This window comes from Spirosoma panaciterrae DSM 21099 (assembly GCF_000374025.1).
Classification (GTDB): Bacteria; Bacteroidota; Bacteroidia; order Cytophagales; family Spirosomataceae; genus Spirosoma; species Spirosoma panaciterrae.
The window spans coordinates 64,967-82,502 of record NZ_KB893181.1; the positions used below are offsets into that span (position 1 = coordinate 64,967).

Annotated in this window: 23 protein-coding genes; 9 read left to right on the forward strand and 14 right to left on the reverse strand. The window is 48.6% G+C overall.

What is annotated here, in order from left to right; genetic code table 11:
* The first annotated feature begins 167 nt into the window (after positions 1–167).
* On the forward strand, positions 168–767 hold the full coding sequence (locus tag B153_RS37235) for a dTDP-4-dehydrorhamnose 3,5-epimerase family protein (protein ID WP_157634657.1): 600 nt from the start codon (positions 168–170) through the stop codon (positions 765–767).
* On the opposite strand, the gene B153_RS0112235 is transcribed toward B153_RS37235, so the two are convergent.
* The 14 genes from B153_RS0112235 to B153_RS0112300 all read right to left on the reverse strand — a co-directional run bounded on the left by B153_RS0112235 (position 658) and on the right by B153_RS0112300 (position 9,480).
* On the reverse strand, positions 658–1,548 hold the full coding sequence (locus tag B153_RS0112235) for a glycosyltransferase family A protein (protein ID WP_020597003.1): 891 nt from the start codon (positions 1,546–1,548) through the stop codon (positions 658–660). The two genes, B153_RS37235 and B153_RS0112235, sit on opposite strands and share 110 nt — an antisense overlap.
* Before the next feature lie 26 nt (positions 1,549–1,574).
* A complete protein-coding gene (locus tag B153_RS0112240) occupies positions 1,575–2,474 on the reverse strand; it encodes a Gfo/Idh/MocA family protein (RefSeq protein ID WP_020597004.1) in 900 nt (299 codons plus the stop codon).
* Positions 2,475–2,524: 50 nt separating this feature from the next.
* Entirely contained in the window at positions 2,525–2,980 is a 456-nt protein-coding gene (locus B153_RS0112245; RefSeq protein WP_020597005.1) for a c-type cytochrome, read from the reverse strand.
* A complete protein-coding gene (gene gldD, locus B153_RS0112250) occupies positions 2,968–3,561 on the reverse strand; it encodes a gliding motility lipoprotein GldD (RefSeq protein WP_051097274.1) in 594 nt (197 codons plus the stop codon). The genes B153_RS0112245 and gldD overlap by 13 nt, the downstream gene beginning before the upstream one ends.
* 115 nt (positions 3,562–3,676) lie before the next feature.
* On the reverse strand, positions 3,677–3,967 hold the full coding sequence (locus B153_RS0112255; RefSeq protein ID WP_020597007.1) for a hypothetical protein: 291 nt from the start codon (positions 3,965–3,967) through the stop codon (positions 3,677–3,679).
* A gap of 66 nt (positions 3,968–4,033) precedes the next feature.
* Positions 4,034–4,948 (reverse strand): DUF2442 domain-containing protein, encoded by a 915-nt coding sequence (locus B153_RS34990; protein WP_020597008.1) that lies wholly within the window; start codon positions 4,946–4,948, stop codon positions 4,034–4,036.
* Positions 4,945–5,220, reverse strand: coding sequence for a DUF4160 domain-containing protein (locus B153_RS38860; RefSeq protein ID WP_020597009.1), 276 nt, complete (start codon positions 5,218–5,220; stop codon positions 4,945–4,947). Before B153_RS38860 ends, B153_RS34990 begins: the two co-directional genes overlap by 4 nt.
* A gap of 44 nt (positions 5,221–5,264) precedes the next feature.
* Positions 5,265–6,044, reverse strand: coding sequence for a TIGR00266 family protein (locus tag B153_RS0112270; RefSeq protein WP_020597010.1), 780 nt, complete (start codon positions 6,042–6,044; stop codon positions 5,265–5,267).
* A gap of 157 nt (positions 6,045–6,201) precedes the next feature.
* Positions 6,202–6,474, reverse strand: coding sequence for a DUF4160 domain-containing protein (locus tag B153_RS0112275; protein ID WP_342664800.1), 273 nt, complete (start codon positions 6,472–6,474; stop codon positions 6,202–6,204).
* Entirely contained in the window at positions 6,449–6,736 is a 288-nt protein-coding gene (locus B153_RS34995) for a DUF2442 domain-containing protein (protein ID WP_020597012.1), read from the reverse strand. The genes B153_RS0112275 and B153_RS34995 overlap by 26 nt, the downstream gene beginning before the upstream one ends.
* Positions 6,733–7,011: a hypothetical protein gene (locus B153_RS0112285; protein WP_020597013.1), complete on the reverse strand. Its 279-nt coding sequence runs from the start codon at positions 7,009–7,011 to the stop codon at positions 6,733–6,735. Before B153_RS0112285 ends, B153_RS34995 begins: the two co-directional genes overlap by 4 nt.
* 37 nt (positions 7,012–7,048) lie before the next feature.
* The gene (locus tag B153_RS0112290; protein ID WP_020597014.1) at positions 7,049–7,414 is read right to left on the reverse strand and encodes a four helix bundle protein; all 366 of its coding nucleotides are present in this window, start codon (positions 7,412–7,414) and stop codon (positions 7,049–7,051) included.
* A 95-nt stretch (positions 7,415–7,509) separates the two neighbouring features.
* Positions 7,510–9,036: a glutamate--tRNA ligase gene (gene gltX, locus B153_RS0112295; protein WP_020597015.1), complete on the reverse strand. Its 1,527-nt coding sequence runs from the start codon at positions 9,034–9,036 to the stop codon at positions 7,510–7,512.
* Positions 9,037–9,114: 78 nt separating this feature from the next.
* Positions 9,115–9,480, reverse strand: coding sequence for a Rid family detoxifying hydrolase (locus B153_RS0112300; RefSeq protein ID WP_020597016.1), 366 nt, complete (start codon positions 9,478–9,480; stop codon positions 9,115–9,117).
* Positions 9,481–9,666: 186 nt separating this feature from the next.
* On the opposite strand from B153_RS0112300, the gene B153_RS0112305 reads away from it, so the two are divergent.
* From B153_RS0112305 to B153_RS0112340, 8 genes are all read left to right on the forward strand, one after another.
* Positions 9,667–10,812, forward strand: a complete 1,146-nt coding sequence (locus B153_RS0112305; RefSeq protein ID WP_020597017.1) for an App1 family protein phosphatidate phosphatase — start codon at positions 9,667–9,669, stop codon at positions 10,810–10,812.
* Between the two features lie 104 nt (positions 10,813–10,916).
* Positions 10,917–11,759, forward strand: coding sequence for a hypothetical protein (locus B153_RS0112310; protein ID WP_020597018.1), 843 nt, complete (start codon positions 10,917–10,919; stop codon positions 11,757–11,759).
* A gap of 133 nt (positions 11,760–11,892) precedes the next feature.
* Positions 11,893–12,468: an RNA polymerase sigma factor gene (locus B153_RS0112315; RefSeq protein ID WP_026262109.1), complete on the forward strand. Its 576-nt coding sequence runs from the start codon at positions 11,893–11,895 to the stop codon at positions 12,466–12,468.
* Positions 12,449–14,038 carry a hypothetical protein gene (locus B153_RS0112320; RefSeq protein ID WP_020597020.1) on the forward strand — a complete coding sequence of 530 codons (1,590 nt, stop codon included), beginning with the start codon at positions 12,449–12,451 and terminating at the stop codon, positions 14,036–14,038. Before B153_RS0112315 ends, B153_RS0112320 begins: the two co-directional genes overlap by 20 nt.
* A gap of 49 nt (positions 14,039–14,087) precedes the next feature.
* Positions 14,088–14,621 carry a QcrA and Rieske domain-containing protein gene (locus B153_RS0112325; protein ID WP_245564877.1) on the forward strand — a complete coding sequence of 178 codons (534 nt, stop codon included), beginning with the start codon at positions 14,088–14,090 and terminating at the stop codon, positions 14,619–14,621.
* Positions 14,622–14,638: 17 nt separating this feature from the next.
* The gene (locus B153_RS0112330) at positions 14,639–15,325 is read left to right on the forward strand and encodes a hypothetical protein (protein ID WP_020597022.1); all 687 of its coding nucleotides are present in this window, start codon (positions 14,639–14,641) and stop codon (positions 15,323–15,325) included.
* A gap of 4 nt (positions 15,326–15,329) precedes the next feature.
* The gene (locus tag B153_RS0112335; RefSeq protein ID WP_020597023.1) at positions 15,330–15,890 is read left to right on the forward strand and encodes a YceI family protein; all 561 of its coding nucleotides are present in this window, start codon (positions 15,330–15,332) and stop codon (positions 15,888–15,890) included.
* A gap of 74 nt (positions 15,891–15,964) precedes the next feature.
* Positions 15,965–17,458 carry a serine hydrolase gene (locus tag B153_RS0112340; RefSeq protein WP_020597024.1) on the forward strand — a complete coding sequence of 498 codons (1,494 nt, stop codon included), beginning with the start codon at positions 15,965–15,967 and terminating at the stop codon, positions 17,456–17,458.
* The last annotated feature ends 78 nt before the right edge of the window (positions 17,459–17,536 follow it).

Sequence of the window (17,536 nt, forward strand, 5' to 3'; positions counted from 1 at the left end):
TTGATATTCCTCCTGCCGTACTGGTCGAAATGACAAAAACGCTCATTTTATGCTTAACGTCAAAAGTCAGAACAGCTTCAACAGCGATTAGCACTGCTTTTACCTTGTAGGGTTGTATGTTTATAGGAAATGACAATCAATTGTATCCTCTAATTCAACCGCCTGGAATGTTAGCCGAACCATCTTCCTCTGTTTCTACATTGATCTCCGGTACTCATCTTCATGGGGTCGAATTAAAACAACTTCGGGAAATACAAGATCAAAGGGGAGCTTTTACCGAAACGTTTGCTGATCATTGGGGATTGACCATTTCCCCAGCCCAGTGGAGTATGGTTCGTTCAGAATCGAACGTATTGCGGGGACTACATATTCACCAGCGCCACGATGAATATTTTTGTCTGATTCAGGGGCATTGTCTGGTAGGATTGTACGACATCCGCCCTAAATCACCAACCTATCGGCAGTATGCGCTTTATGGGCTATGCGGAACCGACCTGAAAGCGCTTGTTTTTCCGGCTGGTATTCTGCATGGCTGGTACTTTTTTACGTCGTCCATTCACTTACAAGCTGTGTCAGAGTGTTATAGTATGTATGCGCACGATGATAACCTCGGGTGTCGATGGGACGACCCGTCTCTGGCGATTCCCTGGGGGGTGTCTAATCCAGTTTTATCGGATCGGGCAGCCAGCTTTCCTCCTCTGTCGATTTTGCTGGATCAGTTAACCACCAGCGAAGTTTGTGCCTCAACCAGGGTAGCAGGTCTTTAAAGCGCTTTCCCCGAAACAGAAACCAATTTTCCTTGAAGCGATTACGCTCATAGAGTAAATTGATAAAAGCCTGGTTCGTAGCCGCCTGAAGCTTTTCGGGGTCCTGCAAAACAGTATTCCATCGGGCCAGTTCTTCGTAACGCCGAGCCGTTGGCCAGCCGGGGTGATTGTTGCGTTTAAAATACAGCAACGTAGGCTGCCAGATTACTGCTACCCGACAATTGGGGTGAGCCAATAGCTGATCCCACATGTAGAGGTCTGTGGCTCGGTCGGAGGGGGTTGTGCGCCAGCCGTAGGGGAGCCGTTGGTAAAAGTCGAGTCGGTGTGCTGTTGCCGAAAGAATCCCACGGGCCCTTTGGTGTGGAGAACTGGGTAGATAGGGTAGAAAGAGTTGCTGATTTCGTCGAACAAAGTAATAGTTTGTGGTTGCCAGTGTGGCATTCTGTAGAGCACTAAATAAGGCATCGAGGTGATTGGGTAGCCACAAATCGCGATCACAAATGTAGGCGACAAAGAATCCCTGCGCCTGTTGAAGGGCCTGATGCCGATACACTTCGCCCCGGCGCTCATGTTTGGGATGATCAAAAAAATGAATGCGAGAGTCCTGAGCCATCAGATCTTTAATCACGGAGCGGGTGGGCTCATCGACACCGTCGCCAATGATAAATAATTCAAAGGCCTGTACCGTTTGCTGTTGAATACTACGGATGCAGAAAGGCAGAATCATGCCCCGATCGGCCGTAGTGGGCAAAATGATCGTGGCCAGAATTGCTTGGCGCATACAGGGTGTCGGAAGAGGATGTGTAATCAGGCCAATTGCTCAATCTCATCAATCAGACGCATAAGGTCAATGCCTTCTGCCAACGAACTAAGAGGGGGCGGTCCCCCACGAAGATACGCAATGAAAGATGCCAGCTCCAATTCGAGTGGTGGAGTGGGATCAAAAAAAAGCTGTTCATACTGGCGTTCAGCAACCGATGTATGATCGTTACCATACCAGATGTCGATGGCGTTCGTTTGCTCATTGGCGAGTACGGCTACCCCTTCGGTACCCTGAAGTCGCACCTCCCGGCGTTTATCAGCATACCGGGTCGACACATCAATAATACAGCCTGGATCAGTGCCGAGGATGGCGGTTAAACTTCGTATATGCCCCCCATGCCGTTCGGCGACAGCAGCTTTGGGAGCCGGTATATAGCCCAGAATCTGCTGAATAATCGTTAAGTCGTGAGGAGCCAGTGTCCGCAGACTGTCGGTATCCAGGCGCGGGCTAGTCCAGTTGGTTCGACTTGTTCGGAGCATTAGTAAGCGTCCCAGCCGACCGGACTGATGAATCGCACCAAGCAAACGAATGCCAGGATGGTAGCGCCAAATATGCATCAAAAACGTGGGGGGCAGCGCTAAATTACCAATAGCCAGCGCATCGGCGTAGGAGGTAGTTAACGGTTTTTCGACAAATATAGGCTTGCCGAAAAACCGTATCTGTTCGAGCACAGCCCGATGGGTTGAGGCTGGCGTTGCCACGATGAGCCCCGTTGCCTGCTTCAATAAATCGAGTTGCGATGTGGCGTCGGTGGCGCCTATCTGTAGGGCCTGATCACAGTGTTGGGGATGTATATCGTAGACAAGTACCCGCACCGACAGCTTTAACAAGGTCGTTAAAATCTGGCGGCCCCAAATCCCACAGCCAATCAAACCAATGTACATTGCCAGCAGAAAAATGCCCGGGGATGTTGGGCTTATCTATCAACGAATATCTACTTCTGCGCGCGGGTGGCTTTTACTTCGTCGATGGTTATGACGCCGGCTTTATTGCCGAAGCTGCTTCGGATGTAGGTCAATACATCAGCGATTTGGGTATCTGTCAGGAAGTCGTGGGCAGGCATGGCGTTGTCGTACGCATCACCTTCCACTTCCTGCCCTTGCAAGCCTTTCAGCACAACATTGATGAGCCGGGTTTTGTCGCCCAACACCCAATCGGTACCACGCAAAGGAGGATTTAGGTTGGGTACACCCGAGCCATTCGCCTGATGACAGGTCAGGCAATTTTGTTCGTAAACAACCTGTCCGGGCGATTTGGCAACGGCTATTGACGGCTTGCCAAGAGGTTTCGGGGTAGGTTTTTTGACGGGGCCCTGCGCAAAAGCGAACGGGTGAACGAATGCAAGAGCGACAAGGAGCCCTACAACGACGAACCTGCTTATTTTCTCCATTTCAGGGTATTGAGTAGATGGATGATGTCTTTGCGAATGTATTGAATAACCGGTTGCAGTGAGTCGTTTTCGGTGGCGGTATTGAAGTAGAGTGCCCCCCGCAGAAAGTGCGTCGTTGAATCCGTCGTAACAAACTGTACCTGACTCGGTACGTCGCCTGTCAGATCAATTACACTGGCTTCCAGCCCCGATTTCAGCCGCATTTTTTTCTGCTCAATGGAATACGCTTTTATGTTGTGACGGGCTGCCAGTTTATAGGAGTCTTCGAGCATGGCCCGCAGCCGATTCACGTCGTTATGAATTGGCTTGTAAGTCAACTGGATACTAGCGTGAAACATGGGATAATTGATAAAAATCCAGTGTGGTTCGGACCGGGCAAAGGTATCGGGCAGAATCCGGGCCGCTTTGTTGTATTCGAACTGATAGGGGTGAACAGGATCAATCAGCTTATACTGTTGAGGGGGCAAGTCCAGCCTTGGAAAACCTTTTGGTTTGGGTACATAATTGTCGGACGAGCGACTGCCACAGGCAGCCAGTATAAGTCCGGTAAGAAGAACAATACAGTGCTTTATCACATTCATAGTTTTTGTGATGCTGACCAGGCCGGGTGGCGGGCGCCGAAGCATGACAAAGTTATTAACGCAAAAGCCCGGCAGTTTGGTGCTGGGCTTTTGCGTTAGACTAGTTGATGTCTAATCAGACGTTTACGTTCTCTACTTCTTCCTGCCGAACGGGCTGGCCCATCAGGGTAGCGAATCGATTGATATTGAAGGTTGGTTCAAACCAAACCTCGCCCATAACCGGGTGCTTTACGGGGACATCTGGGTTTTTGATCTCGTTCAGTAAGACACCCGTTTCGCCCGTGGTATGACGCTTTACCTGACGAATGGTGTACATTTTGTCGCGTTTCGGAGTTTGTACCCCAAACTCCGCGTAAAATGCCAGCACAGGAGCCGGAAAATTGTCGTTCGTGCAGATGACTTCCATGTATTGTTGTCTTATTATTCCAAATGAAACAGTAATACTAGTTAACAGGTTCACCTAATAGCATTATTATGCTGCTCGTTTGCCAACCAATTTCCGAGGTACTGATAGTTTTTGGGCAATAGAGTTATCCTTCTCCTGAACTAATCCTAAATAATTTGCCCGTTTAAGTACATAATCAAAGGGGATGTTGAAGTAGTTGGCAACTTCACTACGGAAACTATCAGGATATCGAGTCAGATTTAGACCAAAAAATTTTCTTATTTCAACTTCGGGCACCATCGCTTCTAATGCTACATGTTCAGCTTCGGCTAACAATTCTCTCCTTGATGGATAAAGGTAGTTTAGGCCTATTGAGGCTACCAAAATATTCAAAAATAGATTTTTGTAAATTGTGGATAGCTCAGCAGGTAAAATAACCCATCCCTGCTCCCGAAATTTTGCTGAAAAGCCTGTTAAACCTTGTTCGCTTCTAATTTCACCTGCTATAAACTCATTTGGGAAACGCAAACGCCTGTCTGATTTCTGTAAGCGAGTAGCTATAGCCTCTATAGATATTCCTTTAAACAGAACAGTTGGGGGAATATTATGAGCATGTTCCCAATAATCGGTTAGGCGTATAAATAATTGTTCGTTAACAGGTAGGTTTTCAGCAGTACCTAAACTAATCAGAAGCTGCCGGAAAGCTGCTAGAAAATCGATCTGGATTTGTTTACTTAATGAGTGATGGGAGTTTGTTTCAAAGGTGCCTAAAAAATCTTGAATATGATAGATTTCATCGTCATCTTGAAACATTAGGAAAGCTCCATCAGAAATATGATAGAGTTTTCGTTGCTCCGCCGTTAATTTTGAAATACCAGGAAAGCGACTTAAAGGAGCAGAAAGTGTTCGGCCATCTTCCAGATACAAAGTAATAGCCCCTTCTTTTCGGAAGGAAACGCGTACAATTTCCGGAATAGTAGAATTAAAGCCTACATTTCTCATCGCAGATGTAATGTTTTTACTTCTCCGTTGGTTGCAAAGGTCCGAATCGATCTCTCAAGATCGTCTTTATGCTTCATTAACACTTTCAATGCGACAGAAATTTCTTTCTCAGTTAAACTTCCACGTTCAAATACATCTAGCGTGTCTAACCAAATCTTAGCTGATCGACCAGATCTACTTTTAGTATTCGACACATGTACATGCATCCTTTCAAGAAGATCATAAGCGAAAATGTAAAATACTAGATTTCCATAGACAGCCAGTTTAGGCATATCCTAAAATTCAAGAGGTTCTTTAACCAGAACGCTAATATATATTAATCTTCGAACAGGTTGCCCAACTGGCCCAATACAGAACCGCCTTCTTTATGGGCCTGAGCGCTGTTAGGCGACAGACGTTGAACCAGTTTCGAGATCGGCATCGACTGTATCCAGACTTTACCCGTACCGCGAAGCGTAGCCAGGAATAGACCTTCACCGCCAAACACCATACTCCGAAGCCCGCCAGCCCGCTGAATATCGAAGCTGATGCTCGGCTCAAAACCGACCACACAACCCGTATCGACCCGTAGTGTCTCGTTGTTGAGGGTGCGTTCTACTACAACACCACCAGCGTGAATGAACGCCATACCATCGCCCTGTACTTTTTCCAGAATGAAGCCTTCACCACCGAAGAAACCCGAACCCAGCCGCTGGTTGAACTGAATACTTAATTTAGTCCCCAGAGCTGCACATAAGAATGCATCTTTCTGAACAATAAGCGTATTGCCGTATATATTGGCCAGATTGACGGGCATTACCGTGCCCGGATAAGGTGCCGAGAAAGCTACTTTTTGCTTCCCTACCCCCCGGTTGGTAAAATGCGTCATGAACAACGATTCGCCCATAATCATGCGTGAACCGGCCTGTAACAACTTACCCAGAAACCCCTGGTCGGGTTGGGAGCCATCACCCATTTTAGTTTCGAACGTGATGCCATCTTCCATAAACAGCATGGAGCCTGCTTCGGCAATGACGGTTTCGTTCGGGTCAAGTTCAATTTCTACAATCTGAATGTCTTCACCAATGATTTTGTAGTCGATTTCGTGCGAGTACATGCTAAGAGTCGTTAATGGTTAGTTTAGTAACCGAAAACTACGGAAACCAGCGCATTTCAAAGCAGATTTTTCTGACAAACGGACAAAAAAAAGCCCGACCGGGCGATTTGGCAGGTCGGGCTTTTTTACAATACGATACCTCCCTTTTTTACATGCATTACTGCAGCGGCTCAATAGTATGTAAAGGCTTTAATGATTTGGCTAATTCCCAGTTTAGTGAGAGTTCAGTTTGATGAGTTATCGCCCACTCAATAACCATACCTAGTGCACGAGAGGGAATCTTTCCTTCAATTACAGTTAAATCAGTTATGCTTATCAGGTATTGGTCATTCCCATATTTCGCGTGGAAGTGTGGTGGATTGTGATCATCATAGTACATCGCTATGATTATTCCGAAGAAACGGCTAATCTGAGGCATGAGAAAGTACATCCTGTTTCCAAGCCTCAAACGTAGTGTTTTTTATGGTTAAGTAAGCATTTAGCAGATCAATGTCTATTAATTCGTTCCAGGCCACGGTTCCCATTTCATTAATATAAGGTCTGGAAAATAAGTTATCCTCGTCCCAAGCGCTAAAAATCCCCTTTCCTGCCAGATTTGACAGATCGACAAGTCCGGTGGTGTTATCATCGAATTGGAGTCGAAGCCGATACATTGGCAAAGCTTCAACCGAAATCAGAGAAGGTATCTTCATTTTGTGTCTTCGTCCAGATTTAAATCGTCCAGATTTAAATCCTCATTGTCCTGGTCGTCAAATTCATCGGGTTCGGGCTCGCCCTTCAGGTTCAGATCGGTGCGATGACGCAGTTTTTTATCGTCGACCGTTTTATTGAGAAACTGGTTGATGCGGTCAATGTCGAAACTCGTGGTGATTTCACCGAACGAGTTGATTTTGATATCGAAGCCTTCGAGTTCTTTATGGACTCGTGGCTTGTCGTTTTCGTCGGGATTGGTTTTTTTCTTTGCCATGACTCAATAATGTATGATATATGAGGTATGATGTATTTTATGGCTTGCTGTTTTTNTTTTTTGTCAAAATAACACTCTTGATAATTTTAAGAAGTGCTTCGGCATCCGCATAGATCGACGCAAATTGTTTTTCATCAAGGTAATGTGTGGCATTTAACAATTCGAGCCAATAACATGTTTCATCGCATTCTTTTTGCGCTATACCGAGCTTATGAATAAAGTCGGCATCTGATTCGGCATTGTAGCCTTCTCGAATGTTTGCCCCAACAGATGTGCCACTTCGTAAAAGCTGGCGACTTAATACTGTTTCTTTTTTTGTTTGCCGGAGGTGCTTTTCCAGATTGATGATACGAATGGCAAAAGCAAAACTTTTATCCTTGGTAATATTCGATTTCTGTTGCATTTAGAACGGTGGGTATATGATGTATGCTGTAAGGTATATGATGTATGTTTAAAGGCTTGAACGTACATCATATACCTTATATCATATATCATACATCATAAAGCTGCTAATGCGCTTTCCAGTCGTTTTACCGTTTCGTCTTTGCCGATAATTTCGAGGGTCAGCATCAGGTCGGGGCCAGCACCCAGCCCCGTCAGCGCCAGGCGCATGGCCTGCATGATTTTCCCTTGTTTGATACCTGCCTGCTGCATGGCGTCGCCTAACGTATGCTTGATCGCGTCGGCCACAAAATCACCGTCGAAGGTTTGTAAAGCATCACGGAAAGCAGTGACCGCCCGGATGGCATCGTCGTTCCATTTGGCAGCTACAATAGCTTCGTCGTAAGTTGTGGGCGCGTTGAAAATGGTACTGGCTTCTGTGAAGATTTCGTGCGCGAAATTGACACGGCCTTTCAGCAGCGAAACAATCTTTTCAGCTTTCTCCAGCGAGCAATCAAAGCCAGCGGCTTGGGCCTGTTGCTGAACGGTCGGAGCCAGTTCAGAATCCGGGCGTTGGCGGATGTACTGGTGGTTGAACCATTGCGCCTTCTGAATATCGAACCGCGCTCCGGCTTTGTGTACCTGCGCAATATCGAAGGTAGCAATCAGTTCATCCATCGAGAATAACTCCTGTTCGGTGCCCGGATTCCAGCCCAATAGTGCCAGGAAGTTGACAACCGCTTCGGGTAGGTAACCATCTTCGCGGAAACCACGGGCTACCTGCCCCGTTGTGGGGTCGGTCCATTGCAGGGGGAATATCGGAAAACCACCGAGGTCAGCATCACGTTTGCTGAGCTTGCCATTGCCTTCGGGTTTCAGTAGCAGAGGCAGGTGGGCAAACTGCGGCATGGTCGATTCCCAACCCAGATACCGATACAGCAGTACGTGCAGGGGGGCCGAAGGAAGCCACTCTTCACCCCGAATCACGTGGGTAATGCCCATCAGATGGTCATCCACAATGTTGGCCAGGTGATAGGTTGGCAACCCATCCGATTTTAACAGAACTTTATCATCAATGGCCGACGAATGGACGTTCACCCAGCCCCGAATCAGGTCATTTAGCCGAACCTCTTCTTTACGAGGGGTTTTCAGCCGGATCACAAACGGGTCGCCCGCTTCGATTCGCGCTTTTACCTCGTCGGGCTTCATCGTGAGCGAGTTACGCATCTGCATCCGTGTGATGGCGTTGTACTGCGCGGCAGGGGCATTGGCCTGTTCCAGCCGCTTGCGCATAGCGTCCAGCTCTTCGGCCGTATCGAAGGCATAATACGCTTTTCCTTCGTCGATCAGGCGCTGAGCCTCTTTCTGGTAAATTTCTCTCCGTTCCGACTGACGATAAGGCGCATCGGGACCACCTACGCCCTGGCCTTCATCGATCTCGATGCCGATCCAGCGTAGTGATTCAAGAATGTATTCCTCGGCTCCGGGTACAAACCGATTCTGGTCGGTATCTTCAATCCGCAGGAGCATTTTGCCGCCCATTTTTCGGGCAAACAGGTAATTATAAAGCGCCGTACGCACCCCGCCGATATGAAGCGGCCCCGTAGGACTAGGTGCAAAACGTACGCGAACAGGACTAGACATAAAGAGCGAATGAGTGAAAGAGCGAAAGAGTGGCTGACGCGACATATTCGCTCTTTCACTCTTTCGCTCTTTCACTCTTTAAATAGCTATTACTGAAATTTCGACATTAACATCTTTGGGCAAACGGGCCACTTCGACCGTTTCGCGGGCGGGAGGCTCGGCAGGGAAATACCGGCCATATACCTCATTGATAGCGGCAAAATTGTTCATGTCTTTCACAAAAATGCTGCTCTTTACGATGTTGATGTAATCGAGACCGGCAGCTTTCAGAATGGCTCCGATATTCTCCATTACTTTCTGGGTCTCGGCCTGTATATCACCCTGACCAGCCACATCAAGGGCAATCTGGCCCGAAACGAACAGCATTCCATTTACTAGTACAGCCTGACTGTACGGCCCAATGGGGGCTGGGGCCTGTTCGCTATAAACAATTTGTTTGCTCATGGTTTTTAGTAGTCAATAGGCAGAAGTCGACTAAAGGATTTAGTAGCGGCTTCCGACGTGCAAAGTTATCACTAAACCCCGGATGGGTTTATGTTTCGTGTAAAGTTTGGCGTTTACCCTTAAAGTTGCCAGGAGCAATGGGTATTTTAGCGTCAATCAACTCAACCTCCCTGTAAGACTGTGTTTATGGCCAGTTGGAAAGAATTTTTGGTAAATACTGTTGCCGATGTAGATACCCAGTTTGATCGGCTCAAAGCGCGGCTGGCAGGACGACTCGGCAACGACAAACCCTACCGAATCATTTACTACCGTGGATTTGGTAGTCCAACGGCTGTTTGGCTGAAAGGTCGGGTGTTGCGCCAGAATGACCTAAGTACGCCCAGCGACCATGATAGCTTCTGGCAGAATCTGCTGGCTACCTATCAGCGTTTCGGGAGCGAAGCCGTGGCTAAGGTAACGGTCCGAATTGACGCGTTTGAATCGACTTATCGAACAGCAACCGATGAGGATGGCTATTTTGAACTAACCATCAACCCGCCGAATAATTTACCACCTGGCCGGGCCTGGTTTCCGGTTCGTTATGCGCTGGAAGGGGTTTTGCAGCCCGATACGCCGGAAACAGCCGCTAATGAGCCCGTGGTTAAGGATGGGTATCTGATGATTTCGCCAACGTACAGCCAGTTTGGGGTGATTTCAGATATTGACGATACGGTGCTGGTGACCGATGCGACCAACCTGCTGCAAACTGCCCGACTGACGTTTCTAGGAAATGCCTACACGCGGTTGCCCTTTGCCGGGATAGCCGCGTTTTACCGGGCCTTGCAGAGCGGGCCTGTCACTACGTTGTTTAACCCCATCTATTTTGTATCGAGCAGTCCCTGGAATTTGTACGATCTGCTGGTCGATTTTTTCCGCATACAGGGTATTCCTAAAGGACCGCTTCTGCTTCGTGATTTTGACCTGTCGCCTACCATGCTTTCGTCCGAAGGGCACCACACGCATAAGTTGGCCATGATTCGGAAGGTTTTGGATGTAAATCCCCAGTTGCCGTTTGTGCTCATTGGCGACAGTGGCCAGCAAGATCCCGAAATTTATGCGCGGGTGGTACGCGAAAATCCGGGTCGAATACGCGCCATTTACATCCGCGACGTGTCGGAAGATCAGCGGGACGAAGCCGTTCGCGAACTCATCCGAACCACCCAAACTTACCACGTCCCTATGCTGCTTGTAGCGGATACGGTGGCTGCGGCCGAGCATGCTGCCTCGCTTGGATTGATCGATTCGGATACCATTCCGGAGATTCGGGCCGACCGTCGGGCCGACAAAGAATAACTTTTTTTTATCGGCTACGCAACCCAGCGTTATAGAGCGCCGTATTGCCCATTGAACCGGTTCAACTGTTCTTTTTTTTCAACCTAAAAAACACAGTTGATAGAATGAAACCTTCTGTTTACATAAATCGATCAGTTTTACTGACAGCTTTTTGCGTAGCAACCTTGTTGGGATGCAAAGAGGATAACCCAACCGTTTCATCGGATGTAGGGCTGGGAACAACCACACTGGGTCAGGTGCTGACCGGGCAGGATGGCAAGACACTGTATTTCTTTTCAAGGGATGTGGCGGGTGATGCGAATTGCTCAGGAAGTTGCCTGGACAACTGGCCAATTTTCTACAAAGAAACACCTTCGTTGGCCAGTGGTCTGAAAGCGTCGGACTTTGCTACCATTACACGGGCCGATGGCAACAAGCAAACGACCTTTAAAGGCTGGCCCTTGTATTATTACAAAAATGACGCAAAAGCAGGCGATGTAACGGGCGAGAATGTGGGAAATCTATGGTTAGTCGCCAAGCCAAATTATACGGTGTTACTCGGTTCGCGGCAATTAGTTGGACTGGATGGAAAAAACTATACTTTTGATACCAAAGAGGGCACGGGAAATTCGTTGTTTCTGACCGACAGTCTGGGTCGTACGCTGTATGCGTTTGCAAATGACAAAAAGAATGTAAACAAGTATACCAAGACTGATTTGAGCAATGATGCTACCTGGCCTATTTTCCAGACCTCATCGAAACTCGGTGAAATTCCATCAGCGCTCAACAAAGCTGACTTTACAACCATTACAGCGGTTGGTAAAACCCAACTGACCTATAAAGGCTGGCCACTTTATTATTTTGGAGCCGATGCCGGGCAGCGGGGAAGTACCAAAGGGGTTAGTGTGCCGAAGCCAGGTATTTGGCCCGTGGTCAATACGACATCGGCCGAGGCTCCGGCGCAATGATACGTTTGATTCGGTCGATTCTATAGGTTCTGATGAAGCACTATCTGTGTTTTCGTGGGCCCGGTTGGTGAGAAAGAAGCTATAGAATCGACAAAACTATACTCTACCCATTTAGATTTAGATAAAGCTTATTTTGTCCAACGCATCAAACATATCCGCGCTAACTGATCTGCTGGCCGGTTGCCTTCGCAACCATCGGCAAAGTCAGGAATTGCTATATCGGCAATTTTACGGGTATGCCATGAGTGTGTGTATGCGGTATGCACCCACTCGCGAGGAAGCGCTGGAAGTGCTGAATGATGGGTTTTTGAAAGTATTTACCCGATTGGATCAGTACGATCCTGCACAGCCGTTTAAAGGCTGGCTCCGACGCATTATGATCAATGCGGCTGTCGATCAGTATCGTCGGGAGGCCCGCCATCAGCATGAAGGTGTCGAAAAGATTGAACTGACGGCCGTCGCCGAATCGGCCGACGCCTTCAGCCAGTTAGCGCATGAAGATTTATTGGCCCTGATTCAGCGGCTGTCGCCTGCGTATCGACTGGCATTTAACTTATACGTTATGGATGGATTTACGCACGAAGAAATTGCCAGCCAACTGGGTATTTCGGTCGGTGCGTCGAAATCGAATCTCGCCCGGGCGCGCGAAAACCTGCGCCAGTTATTGAAACAATTAAACTACGACGAGTATGCCAGAGCTAACCGATGACCAATTGGACGGGCTCTTCAGAAAGTCGGCTGAAGAGTTCGATCCCCCGTTCGATCCGGCGGCCTGGCAGGACATGAAAGCCCGTCTGGACACCAACGAACACACGATGCCTGCCGGGGCCTTTGTCTGGAAAAATATGCTTCGGTGGGGCCTGCCTGTTTTGCTGCTTTTGCTGCTGACAGGAGGGGGATGGCTTGTCTATCAAAAAACAACAGCTAAAGGAACTACTGCCGTCGATTCGGCCCGATTAGCCGAAGCACAACCTGATAACCTGGCGGAGCAGTCATCAGCCCCAACATCCAGTTTATCTGAAGCCGACCCTTCTGACCGGAAGAGTACAGATGTTAAGAAATCGGCTGATCGGATTGAATCGACACAAGAAGTTACGAATTCAGAAAACCGACTTAACAAATTGACAGAGCGGCCCATACCCGCAACCAAAGCGACCACCACACCGACGCGAACCCCTGCAACGAACGGAGCAACATCTACGTATAAGCCAATAACCGATGCCCGGTTGTCAGCTTCAAATCGAGGTAAGCGTACAGCAACGGAGACGGATCTATTGGCAACAACCGACGGAGCAACCGTAAGCAATCATTCGGAACGGACTGCGGGAAAGCGTACCAGGGCTCGTATGCGTAAAGGCCGCAGTCATGCTGTGCCTACGGAATCAGTCGCGTTACTTGGGGCGGCTTATTCGACGGAGCCAACCTCACCCATTTTGGGAACGAAACGGCAGGACACACGTCGACGGGAGATTGTGCCGCCGGATGGAAATACCGCTGGAGGAGCTATCATACCGGGCGAGGAGGTGGAGTTGCCTGCATCAGAAGCCATTACAGTATATAAACTAGCGGTTCGGCCGCCCCAATGGCCAGTTGTATCATTTGCCAGTCCACCTGTCGTTGCGCATCCCGATACGGCGGCCCAGCGTAAGGTATCCAGGCCAGATGTACCGTTTCAGCGAGGGCTGAGTGTTCGCTTTGGGGTGTCGCCCGATTTAAGCTCGATTGGGTTGGATAATTTTTCCCGGCCCGGAACGAACATAGGCGCTTTTCTGGAATATAGGCTGGCATCCTGCTGGAGTGTTCAGGCTGGTCTGATTCAAAGTACGAAAATTTACCAGGCCTATCCTGACGAATACGTTGCTCCGACGGGTGCCTGGGGCGGCTATGTGAAGCCAAATGATATCGACGGGCGTTGCAACATGTTCGATATTCCACTCAATGTCCGGTACGATTTTTCCGTAAAGCCTAAAAAAGCCGATTCTCGTCTGACGAATCGCTGGTTTGTGAGTACAGGCGCAACCAGCTACATTATCAAACAGGAACAGTATCATTACAATTATCCAGCCCATACCTACAACCAGCGAACTGATTCTACGGCCAGTACAGGTGGCTATGGATTTAGTAATATAAACTTCTCAGTTGGGTATGAGCGAGCCCTAAGCCGTCGATTGTCCTGGCAAATTGAACCGTTCATCAAGATGCCATTGCGGGGCGTTGGTCTTTTCAACGTGAATTTATTGAGCACTGGTGCATTTTTCTCGCTTCGTTTGAAACTATGACAAAATCTCTACGGATAGTCTACAGGAGGCTATTAATTGATGTAACTACATGAAACCGACTAATCAGATGAAGAGTAACTCAGCAACCGAAACAATGAAGCGTGGAGAGTTTTTGCGTAGCCTCGGCTTGAGCACGGGGGCCCTAATGGCTTTCTATTGCATGGGAACAGGATTGACCGCTTGTTCGAAAAGTGATAGCAACGACCCAACACCGACCCCAACCCCCACACCAGCGGCTGGCGTAACGGGCAATGCCGATACATCGAAAGGGGCCATTAGCTTTACCGTTGATCTGACCAATGCCAATTATAGCAAGCTGAAAACATCGGGTCAATACGCTATTATTGGCAGCCTGATCGTGGCCAAGGCGAAAAGCGGATCGTTTATAGCGCTATCTAAAACCTGTACGCACGAAGGCTTTGAAGTGAAGTACCGGGCTGCGCAGGATGATATTTATTGCGACAATCACGGCTCCGAATACAGCTTGACGGGGGCCGTCGATGTGGGGCCAGCTACCAAGCCACTCACGCAGTATAAAACGTCGCTTAGTGCCGACGGGAATACGCTGACTGTAACTGCCTAACCACTAAATCGCACCGGATGAAATCTGTTTGTTTTGCCTTACTGGTATGGGTTGGGCTGGGTTCCTTACAGGCTCAGGATTCAACCGCCATTCGTCGGGATACAACAATTACGCCTGGTCAGACGCCGGACAATTCGGCGTCTGACCTACTGGCTGACCTGACCGACTCGACTGAAAAACAGGAGTTGCTACCCCATAAGATGATTTTCACCCAGCGCATTTTCTGGGGACCGAAGGGTTTACTACGGACCATGAACATTGCCCCCCTTACTTCGGAAGGGCGTATTCATGAATTGAAAGTGCGCCGAACCATGCTGGTAGCCCACCAGATTGGCGGTTTCCTGACGCTGGCGGGTTTTGTAACACAGGGTATTCTGGGGGCTAAGCTGTATAATGCCAAAGGGCAGGACTATATCGATACAAAAAAGTGGCACGAACGAACCGCCACCTTTATCAATATCTCGTACGGAACAACCCTAGCGCTATCACTGACGGCTCCGCCACCCATTGTTGGACCTAAACGTGGGTTTACGACCATCAAGTTGCATCGATACCTGGCTATTGTTCACCTGGCGGGCATGATCACTACGAACGTACTGGCCCACCTGATTGAGGATAATTCGTCGCTGAAACCGTATCACCGGGCCGCTGCGTATACCACGTTTGGTGCCTATGCAGCCTCCATTCTGGCCTTAAAATTCTAAGATCATGAAAAACTATTCGATTGCAAATGGCTGCCTGGTAGCCATCATGATTCTTTGTGCCTTTACGGCACCGCTGGCGAAACGAAAAATTATGGCCGATAAAGCCGCTTCGACGGTTACGTATGCGGCCAAACACCCACTTCATAGCTGGGAGGGTATTAGCCACGATGTCAATTGTGCGATGATCTATAATGACGACACCAAGCAGCCCGAAACCGTAGCTGTTTCCATCAAAGTAGCCTCGTTCGATAGTGACAACAACAACCGGGATTCGCACGCCGTGGAAGCCATGGAAGGCATCAAATACCCGAATGTCACCTTTACCAGTTCAGATATTAAAACAGGCGACAATGGTACGTTGATCGCCAAGGGAACGCTTACCTTTCATGGCGTTGCCAAACCCGTTACGCTACACGCTACCCGCAAAGATGCCGGGAATAAGATGACGCTGACGGGCGAATTTCCGGTGAATATGACCGACCATAACATTGAGCGACCTTCGCTGATGGGATTAAAAACCGAAGATGCCATGGTGCTGCGGTTCAACGTCGTATTCAGTTTATGAATATATTGCGAAGAGCATGATTTACAGTCAATTGCTCTGTAGAGCATGCTCTTTGCAACCTGTTCATAAACGCCATGAAAACATCCACTACCATTCTGCTCGTATTGAGCACCGTTTCGCTATGGGCTCAGCAACCCATCTCCTCCAAACGCCTTCAGGATTTTGATACGTATGTTGAAGCCGCCCGTCGCCAATGGAACGTGCCGGGTATGGCCATAACGGTCGTTAAGGACAACAAAGTAATTTTCAAGAAAGGGTATGGCGTTCGGGAGTTAGGCAAGCCCGATCGGGTCGATACCCAGACCCTGTTTGCGTGTGCCTCTACAACCAAGGCCATGACCGTTACCTTGCTGGGCCTGTTGGTCGATGAACATAAACTCGCCTGGAACGATCCGGTGAGCAAATACCTGCCTGAGCTTCAATTGTATGACCCTTACGTGACCCGCGAGTTGCGCATTCGTGATTTGCTGATTCATGATACAGGCATCGGAAGTACCGATTTCATGACGGGAGCTATGACCATTCCGGCCAATGAAATGTTTCTTCGAATGCGATTGGTGAAGCCCAGCTATTCGTTTCGGTCTGGATTTGCGTATCAGAATACATTCTACTCTGCCGCTGGCCGAATTATTGAGCGAATTACCGGCAAAACCTGGGCCGACTTTCTGAAGGAACGCGTGTTCAATCCCCTGGGTATGACCCGTACGGCTCCCAAACGCAGCTACATTAAAGACGACAATCAAACCCGGCCGCACTACAGCATCAACGATACGATTCGTGCCATTGACTACGGTACAGATAGCGAAATTGGTTCGGCAGGGGCCGTCTGGTCGTCGGCTGATGACATTAGCAAATGGATTATCTGTATGCTGGACAGCAGTAAATATCGAGGAGGTCGTTTGCTAAAGCCTGAAACCTGGACGGAAATGTTTACCCCTCAAACGTTTTTCCCGGAAGATGAATACCCAACCATGTCGGTCCTGAAACCCAATTGGCGAACGTACGGACTAGGATGGTATCAGCATGATTATAAGGGGCATAAAGTCAATTTTCATACGGGGAGCCTGGCAGGACTGACGGCTATTACTGGGCAATTGCCCGACGAAAAACTGGGCGTTTACATCTTCGGCAATTTAGATCATGCCGAAGTACGCCATGCACTGATGTACAAAACTTTCGATTGGTTTGCTCTGGGAGGGCAGCGGGATTGGAGTACGGAGTTTAAGGGATTGTATGATGGCCTGAAGAAGAAAAGAAAGCAGGCTATCAACGAGTTCTACGAAGACCGCGTAAAAAATACGTCGCCCGTTTTGCCATTAGCATCGTATGCCGGAACCTATTCCAGTCCATTGTATGGGCAGGCCGAAGTGCGTGTGCAAGGGGATGGTCTCAGTGTAGACATCAATAAGGGCAGTTTGCAGGCTAGTCTGGCACACTGGCACTACGATACCTTTTATGGGCCCTACAAGAAAGCCTGGTACGGGGAGGCACAGGCCCGGTTTCTGTTTGATAAAATGGGAAAGGTGGATAAACTGCTGATGGATGGGCTTGAGTTTACAAAAGAGTAAGCATAGGCCGTAACTACAGGTTTTCCTTCGTTAAAATATAGGTTTTCCCGGATTGAATATGGCGGACCTATAGTCGAC